This is a genomic window from Variovorax paradoxus (assembly GCA_016806145.1).
In the GTDB taxonomy this organism is placed as follows: domain Bacteria; phylum Pseudomonadota; class Gammaproteobacteria; order Burkholderiales; family Burkholderiaceae_C; genus Variovorax.
Map to the genome: position 1 here is coordinate 2,581,249 of CP063166.1, position 20,359 is coordinate 2,601,607.

The following is a 20,359-nucleotide window of genomic DNA, read 5'->3' on the forward strand; positions in this document are numbered from 1 at the left end:
GCCCACCCACCGTTTTCTTTAGAGACAACCCAAGGAGACCCCACCGTGCAAGTCGACATCAAGACCTCGGACATCCGGCCGATCCGCCAGACCTTCTCGCACGTGGCGCGGCGGCTCGGCGACAAGCCGGCCTCGCGCTACCAGGAAGCCACGCTGGACATGCAGCCAACGGCCAACTTCCACTACCGGCCGCTGTGGGATCCGCAGCACGAGCTCTACGACAAGCGCCGCACCGCGATCGTCATGGCCGACTGGTATGCGTTCAAGGACCCGCGCCATTTCTATTACGGCGTCTACACGATGACGCGCGCGCGCCAGCAGGAGGGCGCCGACCGACAGTTCGAGTTCGCCGACAAGCGCCAGCTGCTGGCGCAGGCCGATGCCGGCGTGCGCGAGTCGCTGCAGCAGGTGCTGGTGCCGCTGCGCCACTACGAGTGGGGCGCGAACATGAACCACAGCTACTGCTGCGGCTACGGCTACGGCACCGCGATCACGCAGCCCTTCGTCTTCGCGGCCATGGACCGGCTCGGCATCGCGCAGTACCTCTCGCGCATCGGCCTGCAGCTCGACGGCAACTCGGGCCAGGCGCTCGACGCGGGCAAGGAGGCCTGGATGTCGCATCCGGCCTGGCAGGGCGTGCGCCGCACGATGGAGAACCTGTTCGTCACCAAGGACTGGTTCGAGCTGTTCGTGGCGCAGAACCTGGTGTTCGACGGCCTGCTGTACCCGCTGGTCTACCGCCACTACGTGAACGCGCAGGGCGCGGCCACCGGCCATGCGCTGGCGATGCTGACCGAGTTCATGAACGAGTGGTTCGAAGAGAACGCGCGCTGGGTCGATGCCACGCTGAAGACCGCGGCCGACGAGTCGCCGGCCAATGCAGCACGGCTCGCGGCCTGGTACGCCGACTGGCGCGCGCAGATCGCCGAGGCGCTCGCGCCGCTGGCCGCGCTGGCGCTCGGCGCCCAGGGCGCGCCCGCGCTGCAGGAACTGGCCACGGCGCTCGACGCCCGCTTCGCGCGCTCGGTGCGCACCGCCTGAATCACCACCGTAAGGAGACCCATCCCCATGACCACCGCCACCGCCACCGCGGCACTGTCCCGCACGCCGGTCTTCATCGCGCTGCAGATCAGCGAGAGCGCCCGCGCCATCGTCGAGGCCATCGTGGCCGACAACCCCGAGGCCAGCGTCAGCGAGTACCCCGCCATGGTCAAGATCGATGCGCCCGGCCGGCTCACGCTGCGCCGCGCCACGGTCGAGTCGCTGCTCGGCCGCCGCTGGGACCTGCAGGAACTGCACCTGAGCCTGATCTCGCTGTCGGGAAGCATCGAGGAGACCGACGACGAGTTCTCGCTGCACTGGGGCGCCTGAGCGCGCGCACCCCGACGACCACCGCACCCACAACGACAACGCACAGGACGACAACGCCATGACGACCCCCAACAGCAGCACCGGCAAGCGCCTCGGCCTCAAGGAACGCTACGCCATGATGACCCGCGGCCTCGGCTGGGAGACCAGCTACCAGTCGATGGACGACGTGTTCCCCTTCGACCAGTTCGAGGGCATCAAGATCCACGACTGGGACAAGTGGGAGGACCCGTTCCGCCTCACGATGGATGCCTACTGGAAGTTCCAGGGCGAGAAGGAGAAGAAGCTCTACGCGATCATCGACGCGTTCCAGCAGAACAACGGCCAGTTCAACATCAGCGACCCGCGCTACCTGAACACGCTGAAGCTGTTCCTCACGGGCGTGTCGCCGCTCGAGTACGCGGCGCACCGCGGCTATGCGATGGCCGGGCGGTCGTTCCGCGGCGTGGGCGCGCGCGTGGCCTGCCAGATGCAGTCGATCGACGAGCTGCGCCATGCGCAGACGCAGTTCCACACCATCAGCCACTTCAACAAGTACTTCAACGGCCTGCACGATCCGCAGCACATGCACGACCGCGTGTGGTACCTGTCGGTGCCCAAGAGCTACTTCGAGGACGCGATGAGCGCCGGGCCCTTCGAGTTCGTGACCGCGATCTCGTTCTCGTTCGAGTACGTGCTGACCAACCTGCTGTTCATGCCCTTCATGAGCGGCGCCGCCTACAACGGCGACATGGCCACCGTGACCTTCGGCTTCTCGGCCCAGAGCGACGAGTCGCGCCACATGACGCTGGGCCTGGAGGTGGTGAAGTTCATCCTCGAGCAGGACCCGGGCAACGTGCCGATCGTGCAGAAGTGGGTCGACAAGTGGTTCTGGCGCGGCTACCGGCTGCTGACGCTGGTGTCGATGATGATGGACTACATGCTCCCCAAGCGGGTGATGAGCTGGTCCGAGGCCTGGGAGATGTACTTCGAGAAGAACGGCGGCGCGCTGTTCCAGGACCTCTCGCGCTACGGCATCCGCATGCCCAAGTACCACGAGGTGGCGAGCAAGGAGAAGGGCCGGCTCTCGCACGAGGCCTGGGCCATCTTCAACAACTACGGCCACGCGGCCAACATCAACGTGTGGGCACCGCGCCCCGACGAGATGGAATGGTTGTCGGCGAAGTACCCCGACACCTTCGACGCGCTGTACCGCCCGCGCTTCGAATGGCTGGCCGCGCAGGAGCAGCAGGGCAAGCGCTGGTTCAACAACACGCTGCCGATGCTGTGCCAGACCTGCCAGATCCCCATGGCCTTCACCGAGCCCGACGACCCGACCAAGATCTGCTATCGCGAGAGCAGCTACCACGGCATGAAGTACCACTTCTGCTCCGACGGCTGCAAGGACGTGTTCGACGGCGAGCCCGAGAAGTACGTGCAGGCCTGGCTGCCGGTGCACCAGATCTACCAGGGCAACTGCTTCCCCGAGGGCACCGACCCGACGGTCGAGGGCTTCAACCCGCTCGCGGCGGTGCTCGACTACTACCACATCAACGCGGGCGCGGACAACGGCGAATTCAGCGGCTCCCCGGACCAGGCGAACTGGGATCGATGGACGGGACAGGACACCTCGGGCGAGCGCCGCGCCCCGCCCGAGCAAGAGGCGATCGTCGCTTGAGCCACGAGCCGAAGCCGTCATTCATCCAGGAGAAAAAACATGTCCGTCATTGCACTCGCCCCGGGCTACACCGGCACCGTCGCCGATGCCGAGGAGCGCTTCCACGGCAACCGCCTGCTCTACATCGGCTGGGAAGACCATCTGCTGTTCTGTTCGCCCGTGTGCCTGCCGCTGCCTGCGGCCATGCCCTTCGGCGCGCTGCTGTCGGAGGTGCTGCCCGGCGTCTACGGCAGCCATCCCGATTTCGAAAGGATCGACTGGACCACGGCCGAGTGGTTCGACTCGGGCAAGCCCTTCGTGCCCGACGCCGCGAAGTCGCTGGCCGACAACGGCCTGGTCCACAAGTCGGCGATCCGTTTCCGCACGCCGGGCCTGCGCGGCATCGAGGGCTCGTGCAGCTGAGGCCGCACACCGTGCAAGGAGCGATGCCATGAGCTTCCAGATCATGATCGAGCCGCTGGGCCAGGGCGTGGCGGCGCGCGACGGCCAGACGGTGCTCGATGCCTGCCTGCGCGCGGGTGTGTGGCTGCCGCACGCCTGCGGCCACGGGGTGTGCGGCACCTGCAAGGTGCAGGTGCTCGAGGGCGAGTGCGACCACGGCGAGGCCTCGAACTTCGCGCTGATGGATTTCGAGCGCGACGAGGGCAAGATCCTGGCGTGCTGCGCGATGGCGCAGGCCGACCTGGTGATCGAGGCCGAGATCGACGAGGACCCCGACGCGCGCTTCCTGCCGCTCGAGGACTTCGACGCCGAGGTGGTGGAGGCGCGCATGCTGACGCCGACGATCCGCGGTTTGTGGCTGCGCACGGAGCGCGCGGCCTCGTTCCAGGCCGGGCAGTACGTGATGCTGCAGGTGCCGGGGGTGGAAGGGGAGCGCGCCTTCTCGATCGCGAATGCACCGGGCGACGACCTGATCGAGCTGCACATCCGCCGCGTACCCGGCGGCCGCGCCACGGGCTGGCTGCACGAAGAGCTGCAGCCGGGCCAGCGGCTGCGCTTCACGGCCCCCAACGGCCGCTTCTTCGTGCGCAAGTCGGCGCGGCTGCCGATGATCTTCGTGGCCGGCGGCTCGGGGCTGTCGAGCCCGAAGTCGATGGTGCTCGACCTGCTGGCCGAGGGCTGCACCTTGCCGATCACGTTGATCCAGGGGGCGCGCAATGCCGAGGAGCTGTACTTTCGCGAGCTGTTCGAGCAGATGGCCGACGCGCATCCGAACTTCAGCTATCTGCCGGTGCTGTCGGACCTGCCCGAAGGCTCGGACTGGACCGGTGCGCGGGGCTATGCGCACGAAGCGCTGAAGGCGCATTTCGCGAACGACTTCCGGGGGCACAAGGCCTACCTGTGCGGTCCGCCGCCGATGACCGAGGCCTGTATCGCGACGCTGATGCAGGGGCGGCTGTTCGAGCGCGATATCTACACCGAGAAGTTCTTTACGGCGGCGGATGCGGCTTCTGCTGCGCCTCGCAGTCCCTTGTTCAAGGCGCTTTAGCGATGGCTCGTCTTTTTTTGGATGCGTCGGGGCGGGCGCACGCCGATGGGGTACTCCCCTCCGCGAATGTCCCCCGCCTTCGGCTCCTCCTTGATTTCGCTGCGGGGAGTACCCCATCGACGTGCGCCTGGACGCAACGGTTGTGGTGCGGCCGGCACCACCGCAGCGCCTCCGTGCACAGGGCAGCGGGTGCTTCCCGCAGCGAAATCAAGGAGGAGGCCGAAGGCCGGGGGACATTCGCGGAGGGAAGTACCCGCTGTCCTGTGCACGCGCCCCGGCCTACCTCAAAAGAACAAGGACGAAACATGGCAAATCCAGAGAGCTTCTCCGTAGCCATAGACAACACCGGCGAACGCTACCCCTGCAAACCCGACCAGACCCTGCTCGGCGGCATGGAAAAGCTGGGCCGCAAAGGCATCCCCGTCGGCTGCCGAGGCGGCGGTTGTGGCGTCTGCAAGGTCCGCATCGAATCGGGCCATGTGCGTCACGACCGCATGAGCCGCTGCCACGTCAGCGCCGCCGAGGAAGCCCAGGGCTACGTGCTCGCCTGCAGGGCCTATCCGCAAAGCGACCTCGCACTGCGCGCCGTCGACAAGTTGGCCCGCTGCATCGAGCGGCATGCGGCAACGGCTTCCAGAAATTCCAGTTCCCCCACCTGAAATCTTTTCAACCACCAAGGAGACTCTCATGGCAATCACCGGCGTCATCCGTCCCGGACACGTGCAACTGCGCGTGCTCGACATCGAGGCCGCGCTCAAGCACTACCGCGACGTGCTGGGCCTGATCGAAACCGCTCGCGATCCGCAAGGCCGCATCTACCTCAAGGCCTGGGACGAGCACGATCACCACAGCGTGGTGCTGCGCGAGGCCGACGAGGCCGGCATGGACTTCATGGGTTTTCGCGTCGACTCGCCCGCCACGCTCGAGAAGCTCGCGGCCGACGTCAAGGCCAGCGGCCTCGCGACCGAGCCGCAGTGGATCGAGGCCGGCGAGCATCTGCGCACCGGCCGGCGCTTTCGCTTCACCGTGCCCACCGGCCATGCGATCGAATTGTTTGCCGAGAAGGAGAAGGTCGGCAACGGCATGTCCTACGAGAACCCCGAGGTCTATCCCGACGATCTCAAGGGCATGGCGCCCTCGCGCTTCGACCATTGCCTGCTGTACGGCGACGACCTCGACGGCACCATGAAGCTGTTCATCGACGTGCTGGGCTTCCAGCTCGCCGAGAGCGTGGTGGCCGGCCCCGAGCGCATGTACATCGCGGCCTTCTTGACATGCTCGACCAAGCCGCACGACATCGCCTTCATCCGCCATGCCGAGAAGAACAAGTTCCACCATGCATCGTTCCTGCTCGACAACTGGGGCGAGGTGCTGAAGGCGGCCGACATCATCTCGAAGAAGCGCGTGTCGCTCGACATCGGCCCCACGCGCCACGGCATCACGCGCGGCGAGACCATCTATTTCTTCGACCCGAGCGGCAACCGCAACGAGGTGATCTCGGGCGGCTACATCTACTACCCGGACAAGCCGCCGCTGGTGTGGACCGACGACGAGCTCGGGCGCGCGATCTTCTATCACGACCGCAAGCTCAACGAGAACTTTTTGAGCGTGCTGACCTGAGGAGCTTGCGATGAAGCAGTTCATGAACTTCATCGGCGGCGAGTTCGTCGCCGGCGCGAAGACCTTCGAGAACCGGGCACCGGTCGACAACCGCCTGATCGGCCTGGTGCACGAGGCCGGCGCGGCCGAGGTCGATGCCGCCGTGCGCGCGGCCCGCGCCGCGCTCGACGGCGAGTGGGGCCGCATGAGCGTCGCGCGCCGCGTCGAGCTGCTGCATGCGGTGGCCGACGAGATCAACCGGCGCTTCGAGGACTTCCTCGCCGCCGAGATGGCCGACACCGGCAAGCCGCATGCGCTGGCCTCGCACGTCGACATCCCGCGCGGCGCGGCCAACTTCAAGGTGTTCGCCGACATCGTGAAGAACGTGCCGACCGAGAGCTTCGAGATGGCCACGCCCGACGGCGGCCAGGCGCTCAACTATGCCGTGCGCTCGCCGCTGGGCGTGATCGGCGTCGTCTGCCCCTGGAACCTGCCGCTGCTGCTGATGACCTGGAAGGTCGGCCCCGTGCTGGCCTGCGGCAACACCGTCGTCGTCAAGCCCTCGGAGGAAACGCCCGCCACCGCCACCCTGCTCGGCGAAGTGATGAACGCCGTGGGCATTCCACCGGGCGTCTACAACGTCGTGCACGGCTTCGGGCCCGACTCGGCCGGCGAGTTCCTGACCCGGCATCCGGGCGTGAACGGCATCACCTTCACCGGCGAGACCCGCACCGGCGAGGCCATCATGGCCGCGGCCGCCAGGGGCGTGCGGCCCGTGTCCTTCGAGCTCGGCGGCAAGAACGCCGGCATCGTGTTCGCCGATGCCGACTTCGACAAGGCCGTGGCCGGCATCACGCGCTCGGCCTTCGAGAACTGCGGCCAGGTCTGCCTGGGCACCGAGCGGGTCTATGTGCAGCGGCCGATCTTCGACAGGTTCGTCGCGGCGCTCAAGGCCAAGGCCGAGGCGTTGAAGCCAGGACCTTCCGAAGAGCCCGGCGTCGGCCTCGGCCCGCTGATCTCGCGCGAGCACCAGCACAAGGTGCTGTCGTACTACGAGAAGGCCGTGCAGGAGGGCGCGACCGTCGTCACGGGCGGCGGCGTGCCGGCCATGAAGGGTGCGCTGGCCGAAGGCAACTGGGTGCAGCCCACCATCTGGATCGGCTTGCCCGAGACGGCCGCCGTGATCCGCGAGGAGATCTTCGGCCCCTGCTGCCACATCGCGCCCTTCGACACCGAGGAGGAGGCGATCGCGCTCGCCAATGCCACCGACTACGGCCTCGCCACCACCGTGTGGACCGAGAACCTCGGCCGCGCGCACCGCGTCGCCAAGCGCGTCGAGGTCGGCATCTGCTGGGTCAACAGCTGGTTCCTGCGCGACCTGCGCACCGCCTTCGGCGGCGCCAAGGCCTCGGGCATCGGCCGCGAGGGCGGCGTGCATTCGCTGGAGTTCTACACCGAGCTCCGCAACGTCTGCATCAAGCTCTGAGGACACGGCAGTGACCAACCCCGAGATCGCCCACAGCGTGCGCACCGGCGGCTTCGCCACCAACGTGCACGACCTGGGGCAGGGCGCGCCCGTGCTGCTGATCCACGGCTCGGGCCCGGGCGTCAGTGCCTGGGCCAACTGGCGGCTCGTGCTGCCGGTGCTGGCCGCGAGCCGGCGCGCGATCGCACCCGACATGGCCGGCTTCGGCTTCACCGAGCGCGTGCCCGGCGCGGCCCACGACATGGACGGCTGGGTACGCCAGGCGCTCGACCTCCTCGATGCGCTCGACATCGAACGCACCGACCTGATCGGCAACTCCTTCGGCGGCGCGCTCGCGCTGGCGCTGGCCATCCGCGCGCCGCAGCGCGTGCGCCGGCTGGTGCTGATGGGCAGCGTGGGCGTGCCCTTCGCGATCACGCCGGGCCTCGACGCCGTCTGGGGCTACACGCCCTCGTTCGAGAACATGCGCCGCATCATGGACGTGTTCGCCTTCGACCGCACGCTGGTCAGCGACGAACTCGCGCAGCTGCGCTACGAGGCCAGCATCCGGCCCGGCTTCCAGGAGTCGTTCGGCGCCATGTTCCCGGCGCCGCGCCAGCGCTGGGTCGATGCGCTCGCCAGTCCCGAGGCCGACATCCGCGCGCTGCCGCATCGCACGCTGCTGATCCACGGCCGAGAGGACCGCGTGATCCCGCTCGCCACCTCGCTGACGCTGTCCGAGTGGATCGCCGACAGCCAGCTGCATGTGTTCGGCCGCTGCGGCCACTGGACCCAGATCGAGCATGCCGCGCGCTTCGCGCGGCTGGTCGGCGACTTCCTGGCCGAGGCCGACTGATTTCTTCCATCCCAACGCAAAGAGAGACCATGGACCCCACACTGATCCAGCAGCTCGGCGACGAGCTCTACGAGGCGCTGCGCGCGCGCGGCGTCGTCGATCCGCTCACCAGCCGCCACGAGGGCATCACCGTGGCCGATGCCTACGGCGTGCAGCAGCGCATGATCGCGCGCCGCCTCGAGGCCGGCGAGCGCATCGTCGGCAAGAAGATCGGCGTGACCTCGCGCGCCGTGATGAACATGCTCGGCGTGTTCCAGCCCGACTTCGGCTACCTGCTCGACGGCATGATCGTCGGCGAGGGCGAGTCGATCGACAGCGCCACGCTGATCCAGCCCAAGGCCGAGGGCGAGATCGCCTTCATCCTCAAGCGCGACCTGATGGGGCCGGGCATCGGCAATGCCGACGTGCTGGCCGCCACCGAATGCGTGATGCCCTGCTTCGAGATCGTCGACTCGCGCATCCGCGACTGGAAGATCAGGATCGCCGACACCGTGGCCGACAACGCCTCGTGCGGCGTGTTCGTGCTCGGCGACAGCGCGGTCGATCCGCGCCGCGTCGACCTCTCGACCTGCGGCATGGTGCTCGAGAAGAACGGCGAGATCATCGCCACCGGCGCGGGGGCCGCCGCGCTCGGCTCGCCGGTCAACGCGGTCGCGTGGCTGGCCAACACCCTCGGCGCGCTCGGCATCGGCCTCAAGGCCGGCGAGGTGATCCTCTCGGGCGCGCTCGCCGCCATGTTCCCGGCCCAGGCCGGCGACAACTTCCGCGTCTCCATCGGCGGCCTCGGCGGCTGCTCGGTGCGCTTCCATTGACGGAGAAAAACCCATGACGAACAAGATCAAGTGCGCGCTGATCGGCCCGGGCAACATCGGCACCGACCTGCTCGCGAAGCTGCAGCGCAGCCCGGTGCTCGAGCCCGTGTGGATGGTGGGCATCGACCCCGAGTCCGACGGTCTGAAGCGTGCCCGCGAGATGGGCCTGAAGACCACCGCCGAGGGCGTGGACGGCCTGCTGCAGCACGTGAAGGCCGACGGCGTGCGGATCGCCTTCGATGCCACCAGCGCCTACGTGCATGCCGAGAACAGCGCGAAGCTCAATGCGCTCGGCGTGCTGATGATCGACCTCACGCCCGCGGCCATCGGCCCGTTCTGCGTGCCGCCGGTCAATCTGCAGGCGCTGATGGCCGATGCCGGCGAACGGCCCGCCAACGTCAACATGGTCACCTGCGGCGGCCAGGCCACCATCCCGATGGTGGCGGCGGTGTCGCGCGTGCAGCCCGTGGCCTACGGCGAGATCGTGGCCACCGTGGCCAGCCACTCGGTCGGCCCGGGCACGCGCAAGAACATCGACGAGTTCACCCGCACCACGGCCGGCGCGGTCGAGCGCGTGGGCGGCGCCGCGAAGGGCAAGGCGATCATCATCGTCAACCCCGCCGAGCCGCCGCTGATCATGCGCGACACGGTGCACTGCCTGACCGAGGACACGCCCGACGAGGCGCGCATCACCGCCTCGGTGCACGCCATGATCGCCGAGGTGCGGCGCTACGTGCCGGGCTACAAGCTGGTCAACGGACCGGTGTTCGACGGCAAGCGCGTGTCGATCTACCTCGAGGTCGAGGGCCTGGGCGACTACCTGCCCAAGTACGCCGGCAACCTCGACATCATGACCGCCGCCGCGGCGCGCACGGCGGAGATGTTCGCCGAGGCGATGCTCTCCGGCGCCCCGCAACCCGAAGCCGTCGCGGCATAGGAGCACCCACCCCATGAACACCACCACCCTCGAGGGCCGCCGCGTCACCGTGCACGACATGACGCTGCGCGACGGCATGCATCCCAAGCGCCACCTGATGACGCTCGAACAGATGAAGCACATCGCCACCGGCCTCGACGAGGCGGGCGTGCCGCTGATCGAGGTCACGCACGGCGACGGCCTGGGCGGCAGCTCGGTCAACTACGGCTTCCCGGCCCACTCCGACGAGGAGTATCTCGGCACCGTCGTCCCGCTGATGAAGCGCGCCAAGGTCTCGGCCTTGCTGATCCCGGGCATCGGCACCGTCGACCACCTGCGCATGGCGCACGGCCTGGGCGTGCACACGGTGCGCGTGGCCACCCACTGCACCGAAGCCGACGTGTCGGAGCAGCACATCGCGATGGCGCGCAAGCTCGGCCTCGACACGGTCGGCTTCCTCATGATGGCCCACATGGCCGCGCCCGAACTGCTGGTGCGCCAGGCGCTGCTGATGGAAGGCTACGGCGCCAACTGCATCTACGTGACCGACTCGGCCGGCCACATGCTGCCCGAGGACGTGAAAGCACGGCTGGGCGTGGTGCGCGCGGCACTGAAGCCCGACACCGAGCTGGGCTTCCACGGTCACCACAACCTCGCGATGGGCATCGCGAACTCGATCGCTGCGGTGGAGGCGGGCGCGAACCGCATCGACGCCGCCGCCGCGGGGCTGGGCGCGGGCGCGGGCAACACGCCGATGGAGGTGTTCGTCGCGGTCTGCGACCGCATGGGCATCGAGACCGGCGTCGACGTGTTCGGCATCCAGGACGTGGCCGAGGATCGCGTGGTGCCGATCATGGACCACGCGATCCGTGTCGACCGCGACTCGCTCACGCTGGGCTACGCGGGCGTGTATTCGAGCTTCCTGCTGTTCGCCAAGCGCGCCGAGAAGAAATACGGCGTGCCGGCGCGCGAGATCCTGGTCGAGCTGGGCCGGCGCGGCATGGTCGGCGGGCAGGAGGACATGATCGAGGACACGGCGATCACGCTGGCGCGCTCGCGCCAGGAGGTGGCGGCATGAAGCTCGATGCGAAGACCATCGCCGCGCTCGCCGAGCACCTCGAGACCTGCGAGCTCGAGGCGCGCGACACGCCCAAGATCACCGACGAATACCCGCAGATGGACTGGGACGACGCCTATGCGATCCAGGACGAGATCCGCCGCCGCAAGACCGCGCGCGGCCTGCGCATCGTCGGCCTCAAGGCCGGCCTGACCTCGCACGCCAAGATGAAGCAGATGGGCGTGACCACGCCGGTCTTCGGCTTCATGGCCGAGAACTACGCCGTGCCCGAGGGCGGCGAGTGCAGGGTGAGCGAGCTGATCCATCCGAAGGTCGAGCCCGAGATCGCCTTCGTGACGAAGCGCGCGCTCAGGGGCCCGGGCTGCCACATCGGCGCGGTGCTCGCGGCCACCGACTTCGTGCTGCCGGGCATCGAGGTGATCGACAGCCGCTACCGCGACTTCAAGTTCGACCTCAAGAGCGTGGTGGCCGACAACACCTCGGCCTCGCGCTTCGTGGTCGGCGGCCGGGCCGTGCCCGCGAGCGAGGTCGACCTGCGCACCACGGGCATCGTGCTCGAGAAGAACGGCCAGCCCGTGGCCTTCGGTGCCGGCGCGGCGGTGCTCGGCCATCCGGCCGCGGCCATCGCGATGCTGGCCAACCACCTGGGCGCGCGCGGCGAGGAGATTCCTGTCGGCACGCTGATCCTGTCGGGCGGCATCACCGAGGCGGTGGCCGTGCAGGCGGGCGACGCGGTCACGCTCAAGGTGCAGGGCATGGGCAGCGTCGGGCTGCGCTTCGTCTGAACAAGGAAGGAGCAAGACCATGCCGTTTGCACAGATCCACCTGATCGAAGGCCGCACCGAGGAGCAGAAGCGCGCGCTGATCGAGAAGGTCACGGCCGCCATCGTCGAGGCCGTCAACGCGCCGAAGGAGAACGTGCGCGTGTGGCTGCACGACGTGCCGAAGGAGAACTGGGGGATCGCCGGGGTGTCGGCGAAGGACCTGGGTCGCTAGCGGCCTCGCCGTTGGCGGCGAGGGCACGGCGCAGCGCCGGCGCCTCGGCCTCGATGTGGACCCAGAGCCGGCTCGCGACCGGCCCCGGCGAGCGGTCGCGCCGGCGCGCCGCCACCAGCTCCTCGACGCTGCCGGGCAGGTGGCGGCCCGCGATGGAGCGCAGCCGGCCGTCGCGCAGTTCCTCCTCGATCAGGAAGCGCGGCATGTGGCCCCAGCCCAGGCCCAGCAGGATCACCTCCTTCTTCATGAGCTGGTCGGCCACGGTGCACTGGTGCGCGCCCTCGATCAGGAAGTGGTCCTGGGGCGGCGTGTGGCGCGCGGTGTCGCGCATCACGCACTGGGTGTAGGCGCGCATGCGCTCGGGCCCCGGCGCGCGCGGCAGCGGCTCGGCCAGCAGGGCCGGCGCCACCACGGGCACGAAGGGCACCTTGCACAGGTCGATCCACTCGAGCCGCGGATCGCGCTTGTCGACGCCGTGCAGGATCAGGTCGGCCTCGCCGTCGAACAGCCGCTCGGCCGGCCCGGCCACCGCCTCGAAATAGAGCGCAAGCCGCGTGCCCGGGCACTGCGCGAAGAAGCGCGCCAGCATCGCCAGCACCTGCGGCCGCGGGCACAGGTCGCCGATCACCACGCGCAGCTCGCTTTCCTCGCCCACCGCGAGCTGGCGCGCATGGCCGCGCAGGCCCTCGAGCTCGCGCAGCAGCGACTGCGCGCGCGCATGGAAGGAGCGCCCGGCCTCGGTGGGCTGCACGCGGTAGCCGCCACGGTCGAGCAGCACCAGGCCGAGCTGTCGTTCGAGCTTGGCCACGGCCGCGAACACCGCCGGATGCGAGCGATGCAACTGCGTGGCGGCGGCCTGGAAGCCGCCCGCGCGCACCACCGCGTCGAAGCATTGGAGGTCGTGCAGGGTGAATTCGCTCATGTTCGATTTGCTGACAAGGATTGATCGAACTTTGTAATTTCTTTCGCCAGGTGGCGCAACTACGATTTGACGCACGGTGATCGCCGTTGCAGGGGCCGAGGCTCCGAAGCCATGCCAAGGAAAGCACGCCATGAGCCACTTCACCCACACCACCACCGCCGGCGACGGCGCCCGCATCGCCTACCGTTTCGACGGCGATGCCGGCAAGCCCGTGCTGCTGCTGTCGAACTCCATCGGCACCACGCTCTCGATGTGGGACGGCGAGGTCGAGGCGCTGGGCCGGCATTTCCACGTGCTGCGCTACGACACGCGCGGCCATGGCGGCTCGGGCGTCACGCCGGGCGCCTATTCGATGGACCGGCTCGGCCGCGACGTGATCGAGCTGCTCAACGCGCTGAAGATCGAGCGCGCGCATTTCCTCGGCCTCTCGCTCGGCGGCTTCATCGGCCAGTGGCTGGGCGTGCATGCGCCCGAGCGCATCGACCGGCTGGTGCTGGCCAATACCTCCTCGTGGCTGGGCCCGGCCAGCGTGTTCGACGAGCGCATCGTCGGCGTGCTCGCCGCCCCCGACATGCAGGAGACGGCCGAGGGCTTCCTGCGCAACTGGTTCCCCGAGCGGCTGCTGACCGAGAACGGCCCTGTGGTGCAGGCCTTCCGCCAGGTGCTGCTCGAGATCGACCCGCAGGGCCTGGCCGGCGCGCTCGCCGCCGTGCGCGACGCCGACCTGCGCCGGCCCATCGCGCTGATCGAGCGGCCCACGCTGGTGATCGCGGGCGAGTTCGATCCGGTCACGGCCGCGAGCCATGGCGAGCTGATCGCGGCCACCGTGCCGGGCGCGCGGCTGCTGACCTTGCCCGCGGTGCACCTGTCGAACGTGGAGTTTCCGAAGGAGTTCGTGGGCGCGGTGGTCGATTTCCTCGAGGGCCGATGAAGAGGAGGCAGAAGGGGGCAGGCGGGTCGCGGGCGATCGATTGTTTCCTTCCCGTGAACGCCGCGGTTCCATTTGCCTAGGGTTTTTACCTAGGTTCGAGGCGCACAATTCATCTCACGGACCAGCCGCCGACTCCAAGACAAGCAGAAGGCAGCGACTGATCTGGGTGAACAGGCACTGACGAGGTGGCCGCCCCCGAAGGGACGGCGCCCCACCAAGACCGGTTCGAATCATCCAAAGTCAAGTCACAAGAATTGAAGGAATACTCAAAATGAACGCCTCGAAGCTCCTCTCCGCCGTTGCCCTCTCCCTGCTCGCCGCTGCCGGTGCAGCCCATGCAGAAACCTATGAGGGCGTGCATCCCCTGACCTCGGCCGCGAGCCGCGCCGAAGTCGCCGGCCAGGCCGTGATCGCCGCCCGCAGCGCCGATCCCTATGCCGAAGGCGCCAACGCCGGCCCGGCCCAGGTGATCGTGTCGCAGACCAGCCGTGCCGCCGTGCGTGCCGAAGCGGTTGCCGCGGCACACAGCGACAACCCCTACGCCGAAGGCGCTTCGTCGGGCGTGGCGCCGCTGGTCGCCAGCACCGTGGACCGCAATGCGGTGCGCGCACAGGCCCGTGCTGCTGCTCGCGGCGACTCGCTGCCGCTGTAATCGGCACCAAGAACTCGGTCGCATCGTGCGGGTCGGCCCCGCGATGAGGCTGGAGGTTCAGCCAACGAAGAAGCCGGCCCTTGCGAAAGCAGGGGCCGGCTTCTTCTTTGGCGCTCCGCCATCGCGCAGATCGACGGCGAAGGAGGTTGGATCGTCAGCCCGCCTGCTCCTCGACCCCATCCACCCGATCCACATAGAACGCCACATGGTCCTTGATCCCCGCCACCGCGTCATACGGCGACTCGTAGGTCCACACCGCATTGACCGAGCGCTCCCCGCCGGCCGGGATGCTGAAGTAGTTGCACTCGCCCTTGTAGGGGCAGTAGGTGGTGTGCGTGCTGCGCTCGAGCAGCGACATGTCGACGTCGGCGCGCGGGATGTATTGCACGGCCGGGTACGAGGCCTCGCGCAGGGTGAGGGCGGCGCGGGTGTCGGCGACGGTGTGGCCGGCCAGCGTCACGACCACGCGCGCGGGATTGGGCGCGACGGTGATCGGATGGTCGGGGCCGGGGATCTTGATGCTTCGGGGGCTGTTCATGGGGCGGGCTCCTGAGGATGGCCGGCCATCTTGCCGCCGGGCGGGTGGGGCCGCGCCGCCCGCGCGAATCCACCTGCCCGCGCCAAGGTCAAGGCGCGGGCCGCGAGCGCGCGCCGCTCAGGCTGCTGTTGCTGTCGCCGCTTTCGCGTAGCGCGCCGCCGGCACGCTGCGCGACAGGTTCGGGCCCAGCGCCTGCCGCGCCGCGTCGAAGCGCTTCCAGTCTTCGACGTCGGGCAGCGAGGGGATGGTGATCAGCTCGCCCGCGTCGAAGCCGGCCAGCGCGCTGTCGACCAGGTCCTCGGCCGACATCACGATCTCCTGCGGCAGGTGCTCGACCGGCACGCCCGCGATGCCCCAGAAGTCGGTGCGCGTCGCGCCCGGCAGCACGGCCTGCACCTTCACGCCCTTGGCGCCGAGCTCGTGGTGCAGCGACTGGCTCAGGTTGACCACGTAGGCCTTGCTGCCGCTGTAGCTGCCGTTGAGCAGCTCGGGCGAGAGCGCGACGATCGAGGCGATGTTGATCAGCGCGCCGCCGCCGCGCGCGACGAAGCCCGGCGCCACGGCGCGCGTGAGGCGCGTGAGCGCGATCACGTTGAGCTGGATCATGGTGTCGATCTGGTCGGGGTCGGAATCGAGCAGGGTCGCGGTGGCGCCGAGGCCGGCGTTGTTGAGCAGCAGGGTGATGCGTTCGTCGGTACGCAGCCGCTCCTCGACCCGGCGCAGGTCGGCGGTGGCCGTGAGGTCGGCCGCGAGCACCTCGACGCGGCGGCCGGTCTCCTGGACGAGCCGCTCGGCCAGCACCTCGAGGCGCTCCTTGTTGCGCGCGACCAGCACGAGGTCGTGGCCGCGGCGCGCGAGGCGCTCGGCGTAGACGGCGCCGATGCCGGTGGAAGCGCCGGTGATCAGCGCGGTGCCCTTGCCGGGGGCGGAGATGGCGATGTCTTGCGAACTCATGGGAAAGGTCCTTGGATGTCGAAGGGGATGAGGAAAGGTGGTTTGACAGCCAGGAGTTTGGGCCGGACACTGATGTCTCAAATGACATGTTTCCCTCGTTTAAAGACATCATGACCCAGCGCATCGGCCTCGTCGTCTTTCCCGGTTTCCAGATCCTCGACCTGGTGGCGCTCTCGGTCTTCGAGCTCGCGAACGCCGAGGCCGGGCGCACCGTCTACGAGCTCGAGGTGCTGTCGGAGCACGGCGGCCCGGTGGCCAGCACGGCCGGCGTCACGGTCGATTCACGCGCCTTCGACCGGCGCCGCTTCGACACGCTGCTGGTCGCGGGCTCGACCACGGTGCCGCCGAGCTCGGACGGCCTGCTCGACTTCCTGCGCCGCGCGCTGCCGCGCACGCGGCGCCTGGGCAGCATCTGCACCGGCGCCTTCGTGCTGGCCGAAGCCGGCCTGCTCGACGGCCGGCGTGCCACCACGCACTGGCACTTCGCGCGCGAGCTGCAGCGCGGCTTTCCGGCGATCAGGGTGGAGGAGGACGGCATCTTCATCCAGGACGGCCCCGTCTGGACCTCGGCCGGCATGACCGCCTGCATCGACCTCGCGCTCGCGCTGGTCGAGGGCGACCTGGGCCTCGAGCTGTCGCGCGCGGTGGCGCGCAAGCTGGTGATCTACCACCGGCGCGCGGGCGGGCAGTCGCAGTTCTCGGCGCTGCTGGAACTCGAACCGCGCACCGACCGCATCCAGCAGGCGCTCGACTATGCGAAGAAGAACCTGCACAAGAACCTCTCGGTCGACCAGCTCGCCGAGGTGGCGCACCTGAGCCCGCGCCAGTTCAGCCGCGCCTTCCTGGCCGAAACCGGCCAGTCGCCGGCGCGCGCGATCGAGAAGCTGCGCGTGGAGACCGCGCGCATCCTGATCGAGGAGGGCGGCCAGTCGGTCGACCGCATCGCGGCGCAGACCGGCTTCTCCGATCCCGAGCGCATGCGGCGCGCCTTCCACCGCGCCTTCGGCCAGCCGCCGCAGAGCCTGCGCCGCGCGGCGGCGCGCACGCACGCGCCCGCGATGTAGATCGCGGCATCCGGATCGCCGCGGCGCGCGTACCTGTTGCCATGACCGCCGTTCGGATTACCAATTTCGTCGTGTTCCAGCTCGCCTGGTTCGCGGCCGTGCTCGGCGCGGCGCATGGCCATCCGCTGTGGGGCACGGCCTGCGTCGCGGCGGCGATCGCCTGGCACCTGTGGGTGTCGGCCCGGCCGGCGCAGGAGGCCCGGCTGGTGGCCATCGCCTGCGCGCTGGGCGTGGTGATCGAGACCGGCCATGCCCTCGGCGGGCTGGTGCGCTATCCCTCGGGGCAGCCGGTCGCACAGCTCGCGCCGTACTGGATGGTCGCGCTGTGGGGCCTGTTCGCGATCGCGCTCAACGTCACCCTGCGCTGGATGCGGCGGCGCTACCTGCTCGCGGCGGTGCTGGGCGCGGTGTGCGGGCCGGCCTCGTTCGTCGCGGGCGTGAAGCTCGGCGCGGCCCAGTTCGTCGACCGGGTTCCGGCGCTCGCGGTGCTGGCCGTCGTCTGGGCCGTGGCGATGCCGCTGCTGGTGTGGCTCGCGCACCGCTTCGATGGCGTGGGCGAGCCGCCGCGCTAGGAGTTAGAAGTCGCGCGCGAGTTCGTCGGCCCGCGCCCTGGCGCGCGCGAGGTTCGCGGCCACCGCCTCGGGCGGTGCCAGCGTCGGTGCCACGGCCAGTTCCACCACGTCGACGATGCCGAGGAACTCGAGCCAGGTGCGCATGTACGGCTTCTGGAAATCGCGCGCATGCGAGGGCAGGCCCACCGGGTAGTCGCTCGCGCTCGAATAGACCAGCGCCGCGCGCTTGCCGTGCAGCAGGCCGGTGTAGCCCTCCTGCGCCGACCAGCGCCAGTTCTCGCCCGGCAGGGTCACGGCGTCGATGTAGTGCTTCAGCCGGTAGGGCAGGCCGAAGTTCCACATCGGCAGGCTGAACACGTACTTGTCGGCCGCGTTGAACTCCTGGGCGAGGCGCACGGCGCGCTGCCAGTGCCGCTGCTGCTCGTCGGTGGCGGTTTGCGCGCGCAGCACCGCGAACTTGGCGTCGATCATGGTGGCGTCGAAGGGCGGCAGGTCGAGCGCCCAGACGTCGAGGGTGCGGATCTCGGCCGCGGGGTCGTGCTCGCGCAGCCGCTGCAGGAAATGTTGCGCCGTGTCGATCGAGCGCGAGCGCGCGCCCGAGGGCGAGGCCTGGATGTGGAGGATCGTCGAAGCCATGCCGCTCAGCCCTCCAGCGTGCGCAGGCCGACGGTGCCCGCCACCACCAGCGCGATGCAGGCCATGCGCGGACCCGACAGCGTCTCGCCGAAGGCGAGCACGCCCATCAGCACCACGCCGACCGAGCCGATGCCGGTCCACACCGCATAGGCCGGGCCCAACGGCAGATAGCGCAGCGACCTGGCGAGCAGGAAGATGCTCAGCAGCGCGCTTGCCACGCCGACGACCGAGGGCCAGAGCCGGGTCCAGTCCTCCGAGCGCTTGAGCGCCGCGGCCATCGCGATCTCGACCACGCCGGCCGCCAGCAGTAACAACCATCCCATGATCCGTTCCTCCGTTGTGTGCAGGGTTGATGTGGAGACGGATAATTCCGCCCCAGGCACCAAGCCACAAGTACGCACCTTCTGGTAACCATGGGAATCGCCATGCCCGCATCGAAGAAACCCGCCGCCGTGGCAGAGCCCGCGCCCGCCGACGTCTGGAGCGCCGGCTGCCCTTCGCGCCGCGTGCTCGAGCTCGTCGCCAACAAGTGGGCGCTGCTGATCATTCCGCTGTTGCGCGACGAGCCGCTGCGCAACAACGAACTGCTGCGCCGGGTCGGCGGCATCTCGCAGAAGATGCTCACGCAGACCCTGCGCGATCTCGAGATCAACGGCCTGGTGCTGCGCGAGGACCACCAGACCGTGCCGCCGCACGTCGAGTACCGGCTGAGCCCGCTGGGGCTGTCGCTGAGCCGCACGCTGATCGCGGTCGACCGCTGGGCCGAGGCCAACCATGCGGAGATAGACCGCGCGCGGCAGGCCGCGATCGCAGCGCTCTGAAGTCGCCGTTCAGTCGAGCGTGATGCCCACGCGCTTGATGACACTGCCCCATTTCTCCGATTCGCTGCGCATCAGCCGCGCGAAGTCCTCGGGCGTGCCCGGCATCACGTCGCCGCCCGCGCCGGCCAGGCGCTGGGCCACGTCGGGCGCGGCCAGCACCTTCTGCAGCGAGGCATTGAGCCGCTGCACGACAGGCTGCGGCGTGCCCTTGGGCGCGAGGATGCCGAACCAGCCGATGGCCTCGAAGCCCGGGTAGCCCGACTCGGCCACGGTCGGCAGCTCGGGCGCGATCGGCGAGCGCGTGGCGCTGGTGACCGCCAGCGCATGCAATCGGCCGGCCTTCACCAGCGGCATCGAGGTCACCATGGTGTCGAAGGCGAAGCTGACCTGGCCGCCCATCAGGTCGGTGAGCATCGGGCCCGCGCCCTGGTAGGGAATGTTCGAGACCTCGATGCCGGCCTGCGCCTTGAAGGCCTCCACCGCCAGGTGGGTGGTGCTCGCGCGCACGCCCGAGCCGTAGTTGATCTTGCCGGGCGCGGCCTTGGCGGCGGCCACCAGCTCCTTCATGTTCTTCGCGGCGAAGCGCGGATTGGCCACCACCATCAGCGGCGTGCGCGCGGCCGTGCCCACGGGCACCAGGTCGTTGAACACGTCGAAGCGCATGTCCTTGTAGAGGAAGTGGTTCACCACCACCGCGGTGCTGCCCATCAGCAGCGTGTAGCCGTCGGCCGTGCTCTTGGCCACGTAATCGGCCGCGATGTTCTGCGAGGCGCCGGGCCGGTTCTCGACCAGCACCGGCTGGCGCAGGTCCTGCGCGAGCTTCTCGCCGACGATGCGCGCCGCGAGGTCGGCCGGCCCGCCGGGCGGGAAGCCCACCACGAGGTGGATCGGCTTCGAGGGATAGGCGCCCTGCGCGACGGCCTGCAGGGGCGCGGTCAGCGCGAGGCCGGCGGCGAGCAGCAGCGCGCGGCGCGGCGAGGAAGGGCGGTGGCGGAAAGTCATGGCATGTCTCCAGCAAGAGGGCGTGCGATGC

At 69.2% G+C, this 20,359-nt stretch carries 23 protein-coding genes; 17 read left to right on the plus strand and 6 right to left on the minus strand.

Features of this window, described 5'->3' with window-relative positions:
* Window positions 1–45 precede the first annotated feature (45 nt).
* From INQ48_11840 to dmpH, 12 genes are all read left to right on the plus strand, one after another.
* A complete protein-coding gene (locus INQ48_11840) occupies window positions 46–1,041 on the plus strand; it encodes an aromatic/alkene monooxygenase hydroxylase subunit beta (protein ID QRF59857.1) in 996 nt (331 codons plus the stop codon).
* 27 nt (window positions 1,042–1,068) lie between these two features.
* Window positions 1,069–1,371, plus strand: coding sequence for an MmoB/DmpM family protein (locus INQ48_11845; GenBank protein QRF59858.1), 303 nt, complete (start codon window positions 1,069–1,071; stop codon window positions 1,369–1,371).
* A 58-nt stretch (window positions 1,372–1,429) separates the two neighbouring features.
* Window positions 1,430–3,025, plus strand: coding sequence for a YHS domain-containing protein (locus tag INQ48_11850; protein ID QRF59859.1), 1,596 nt, complete (start codon window positions 1,430–1,432; stop codon window positions 3,023–3,025).
* Window positions 3,026–3,064: 39 nt separating this feature from the next.
* The gene (locus INQ48_11855; GenBank protein QRF59860.1) at window positions 3,065–3,427 is read left to right on the plus strand and encodes a phenol hydroxylase subunit P4; all 363 of its coding nucleotides are present in this window, start codon (window positions 3,065–3,067) and stop codon (window positions 3,425–3,427) included.
* A 28-nt stretch (window positions 3,428–3,455) separates the two neighbouring features.
* Window positions 3,456–4,514: a 2Fe-2S iron-sulfur cluster binding domain-containing protein gene (locus tag INQ48_11860; protein QRF59861.1), complete on the plus strand. Its 1,059-nt coding sequence runs from the start codon at window positions 3,456–3,458 to the stop codon at window positions 4,512–4,514.
* A gap of 305 nt (window positions 4,515–4,819) precedes the next feature.
* A complete protein-coding gene (locus INQ48_11865; protein QRF59862.1) occupies window positions 4,820–5,173 on the plus strand; it encodes a 2Fe-2S iron-sulfur cluster binding domain-containing protein in 354 nt (117 codons plus the stop codon).
* 28 nt (window positions 5,174–5,201) lie between these two features.
* Window positions 5,202–6,134, plus strand: a complete 933-nt coding sequence (locus INQ48_11870) for a catechol 2,3-dioxygenase (GenBank protein ID QRF59863.1) — start codon at window positions 5,202–5,204, stop codon at window positions 6,132–6,134.
* 1,238 nt (window positions 6,135–7,372) lie between these two features.
* Window positions 7,373–8,434 carry an alpha/beta fold hydrolase gene (locus INQ48_11875; protein ID QRF59864.1) on the plus strand — a complete coding sequence of 354 codons (1,062 nt, stop codon included), beginning with the start codon at window positions 7,373–7,375 and terminating at the stop codon, window positions 8,432–8,434.
* Window positions 8,435–8,463: 29 nt separating this feature from the next.
* Entirely contained in the window at window positions 8,464–9,246 is a 783-nt protein-coding gene (dmpE, locus tag INQ48_11880) for a 2-oxopent-4-enoate hydratase (GenBank protein ID QRF59865.1), read from the plus strand.
* 13 nt (window positions 9,247–9,259) lie between these two features.
* Window positions 9,260–10,183 carry an acetaldehyde dehydrogenase (acetylating) gene (locus INQ48_11885; protein ID QRF59866.1) on the plus strand — a complete coding sequence of 308 codons (924 nt, stop codon included), beginning with the start codon at window positions 9,260–9,262 and terminating at the stop codon, window positions 10,181–10,183.
* A gap of 13 nt (window positions 10,184–10,196) precedes the next feature.
* A complete protein-coding gene (gene dmpG / locus INQ48_11890) occupies window positions 10,197–11,240 on the plus strand; it encodes a 4-hydroxy-2-oxovalerate aldolase (GenBank protein ID QRF59867.1) in 1,044 nt (347 codons plus the stop codon).
* A complete protein-coding gene (gene dmpH, locus INQ48_11895; GenBank protein ID QRF59868.1) occupies window positions 11,237–12,025 on the plus strand; it encodes a 2-oxo-3-hexenedioate decarboxylase in 789 nt (262 codons plus the stop codon). The genes dmpG and dmpH overlap by 4 nt, the downstream gene beginning before the upstream one ends.
* Before the next feature lie 113 nt (window positions 12,026–12,138).
* Here dmpH and INQ48_11900 read toward each other — a convergent pair whose 3' ends face one another.
* A complete protein-coding gene (locus INQ48_11900; GenBank protein ID QRF59869.1) occupies window positions 12,139–13,158 on the minus strand; it encodes a LysR family transcriptional regulator in 1,020 nt (339 codons plus the stop codon).
* A gap of 130 nt (window positions 13,159–13,288) precedes the next feature.
* On the opposite strand from INQ48_11900, the gene INQ48_11905 reads away from it, so the two are divergent.
* Together INQ48_11905 and INQ48_11910 are read left to right on the plus strand one after the other, a co-directional pair.
* The gene (locus INQ48_11905; protein ID QRF59870.1) at window positions 13,289–14,089 is read left to right on the plus strand and encodes an alpha/beta fold hydrolase; all 801 of its coding nucleotides are present in this window, start codon (window positions 13,289–13,291) and stop codon (window positions 14,087–14,089) included.
* A 271-nt stretch (window positions 14,090–14,360) separates the two neighbouring features.
* Window positions 14,361–14,741 carry a helicase SNF2 gene (locus INQ48_11910; protein ID QRF59871.1) on the plus strand — a complete coding sequence of 127 codons (381 nt, stop codon included), beginning with the start codon at window positions 14,361–14,363 and terminating at the stop codon, window positions 14,739–14,741.
* Window positions 14,742–14,895: 154 nt separating this feature from the next.
* On the opposite strand, the gene INQ48_11915 is transcribed toward INQ48_11910, so the two are convergent.
* Both INQ48_11915 and INQ48_11920 read right to left on the minus strand, forming a co-directional pair.
* On the minus strand, window positions 14,896–15,279 hold the full coding sequence (locus tag INQ48_11915) for a DUF427 domain-containing protein (GenBank protein ID QRF59872.1): 384 nt from the start codon (window positions 15,277–15,279) through the stop codon (window positions 14,896–14,898).
* Window positions 15,280–15,396: 117 nt separating this feature from the next.
* Window positions 15,397–16,233 (minus strand): SDR family oxidoreductase, encoded by an 837-nt coding sequence (locus INQ48_11920; protein QRF59873.1) that lies wholly within the window; start codon window positions 16,231–16,233, stop codon window positions 15,397–15,399.
* Between the two features lie 110 nt (window positions 16,234–16,343).
* Between INQ48_11920 and INQ48_11925 the strand changes: the two genes are divergently transcribed.
* Together INQ48_11925 and INQ48_11930 are read left to right on the plus strand one after the other, a co-directional pair.
* The gene (locus tag INQ48_11925) at window positions 16,344–17,297 is read left to right on the plus strand and encodes a GlxA family transcriptional regulator (GenBank protein ID QRF59874.1); all 954 of its coding nucleotides are present in this window, start codon (window positions 16,344–16,346) and stop codon (window positions 17,295–17,297) included.
* 41 nt (window positions 17,298–17,338) lie between these two features.
* Entirely contained in the window at window positions 17,339–17,869 is a 531-nt protein-coding gene (locus INQ48_11930) for a DUF2878 domain-containing protein (GenBank protein ID QRF59875.1), read from the plus strand.
* Window positions 17,870–17,872: 3 nt separating this feature from the next.
* On the opposite strand, the gene INQ48_11935 is transcribed toward INQ48_11930, so the two are convergent.
* Both INQ48_11935 and INQ48_11940 read right to left on the minus strand, forming a co-directional pair.
* Window positions 17,873–18,505 (minus strand): NAD(P)H-dependent oxidoreductase, encoded by a 633-nt coding sequence (locus INQ48_11935; GenBank protein ID QRF59876.1) that lies wholly within the window; start codon window positions 18,503–18,505, stop codon window positions 17,873–17,875.
* A gap of 5 nt (window positions 18,506–18,510) precedes the next feature.
* Window positions 18,511–18,828, minus strand: coding sequence for a multidrug efflux SMR transporter (locus INQ48_11940; protein QRF59877.1), 318 nt, complete (start codon window positions 18,826–18,828; stop codon window positions 18,511–18,513).
* 102 nt (window positions 18,829–18,930) lie between these two features.
* Between INQ48_11940 and INQ48_11945 the strand changes: the two genes are divergently transcribed.
* Entirely contained in the window at window positions 18,931–19,326 is a 396-nt protein-coding gene (locus INQ48_11945; GenBank protein QRF59878.1) for a helix-turn-helix transcriptional regulator, read from the plus strand.
* Between the two features lie 9 nt (window positions 19,327–19,335).
* Here the strand turns inward: INQ48_11945 and INQ48_11950 are convergent, their stop codons facing one another.
* Window positions 19,336–20,328, minus strand: a complete 993-nt coding sequence (locus tag INQ48_11950; GenBank protein QRF59879.1) for a tripartite tricarboxylate transporter substrate binding protein — start codon at window positions 20,326–20,328, stop codon at window positions 19,336–19,338.
* Window positions 20,329–20,359 lie beyond the last annotated feature (31 nt).

Excerpts from the sequence above, each read along its gene's own strand:
- INQ48_11845 (QRF59858.1), top strand. The coding sequence starts at position 1,069 with ATGACCACCGCCACCGCCACCGCGGCACTGTCCCGCACGCCGGTCTTC.
- INQ48_11850 (QRF59859.1), top strand. The coding sequence starts at position 1,430 with ATGACGACCCCCAACAGCAGCACCGGCAAGCGCCTCGGCCTCAAGGAA.
- INQ48_11855 (QRF59860.1), top strand. The coding sequence starts at position 3,065 with ATGTCCGTCATTGCACTCGCCCCGGGCTACACCGGCACCGTCGCCGAT.
- INQ48_11860 (QRF59861.1), top strand. The coding sequence starts at position 3,456 with ATGAGCTTCCAGATCATGATCGAGCCGCTGGGCCAGGGCGTGGCGGCG.
- INQ48_11865 (QRF59862.1), top strand. The coding sequence starts at position 4,820 with ATGGCAAATCCAGAGAGCTTCTCCGTAGCCATAGACAACACCGGCGAA.
- INQ48_11870 (QRF59863.1), top strand. The coding sequence starts at position 5,202 with ATGGCAATCACCGGCGTCATCCGTCCCGGACACGTGCAACTGCGCGTG.
- INQ48_11875 (QRF59864.1), top strand. The coding sequence starts at position 7,373 with ATGCCACCGACTACGGCCTCGCCACCACCGTGTGGACCGAGAACCTCG.
- dmpE (QRF59865.1), top strand. The coding sequence starts at position 8,464 with ATGGACCCCACACTGATCCAGCAGCTCGGCGACGAGCTCTACGAGGCG.
- INQ48_11885 (QRF59866.1), top strand. The coding sequence starts at position 9,260 with ATGACGAACAAGATCAAGTGCGCGCTGATCGGCCCGGGCAACATCGGC.
- dmpG (QRF59867.1), top strand. The coding sequence starts at position 10,197 with ATGAACACCACCACCCTCGAGGGCCGCCGCGTCACCGTGCACGACATG.
- dmpH (QRF59868.1), top strand. The coding sequence starts at position 11,237 with ATGAAGCTCGATGCGAAGACCATCGCCGCGCTCGCCGAGCACCTCGAG.
- INQ48_11900 (QRF59869.1), bottom strand. The coding sequence starts at position 13,158 with ATGAGCGAATTCACCCTGCACGACCTCCAATGCTTCGACGCGGTGGTG.
- INQ48_11905 (QRF59870.1), top strand. The coding sequence starts at position 13,289 with ATGAGCCACTTCACCCACACCACCACCGCCGGCGACGGCGCCCGCATC.
- INQ48_11910 (QRF59871.1), top strand. The coding sequence starts at position 14,361 with ATGAACGCCTCGAAGCTCCTCTCCGCCGTTGCCCTCTCCCTGCTCGCC.
- INQ48_11915 (QRF59872.1), bottom strand. The coding sequence starts at position 15,279 with ATGAACAGCCCCCGAAGCATCAAGATCCCCGGCCCCGACCATCCGATC.
- INQ48_11920 (QRF59873.1), bottom strand. The coding sequence starts at position 16,233 with ATGAGTTCGCAAGACATCGCCATCTCCGCCCCCGGCAAGGGCACCGCG.
- INQ48_11925 (QRF59874.1), top strand. The coding sequence starts at position 16,344 with ATGACCCAGCGCATCGGCCTCGTCGTCTTTCCCGGTTTCCAGATCCTC.
- INQ48_11930 (QRF59875.1), top strand. The coding sequence starts at position 17,339 with ATGACCGCCGTTCGGATTACCAATTTCGTCGTGTTCCAGCTCGCCTGG.
- INQ48_11935 (QRF59876.1), bottom strand. The coding sequence starts at position 18,505 with ATGGCTTCGACGATCCTCCACATCCAGGCCTCGCCCTCGGGCGCGCGC.
- INQ48_11940 (QRF59877.1), bottom strand. The coding sequence starts at position 18,828 with ATGGGATGGTTGTTACTGCTGGCGGCCGGCGTGGTCGAGATCGCGATG.
- INQ48_11945 (QRF59878.1), top strand. The coding sequence starts at position 18,931 with ATGCCCGCATCGAAGAAACCCGCCGCCGTGGCAGAGCCCGCGCCCGCC.
- INQ48_11950 (QRF59879.1), bottom strand. The coding sequence starts at position 20,328 with ATGACTTTCCGCCACCGCCCTTCCTCGCCGCGCCGCGCGCTGCTGCTC.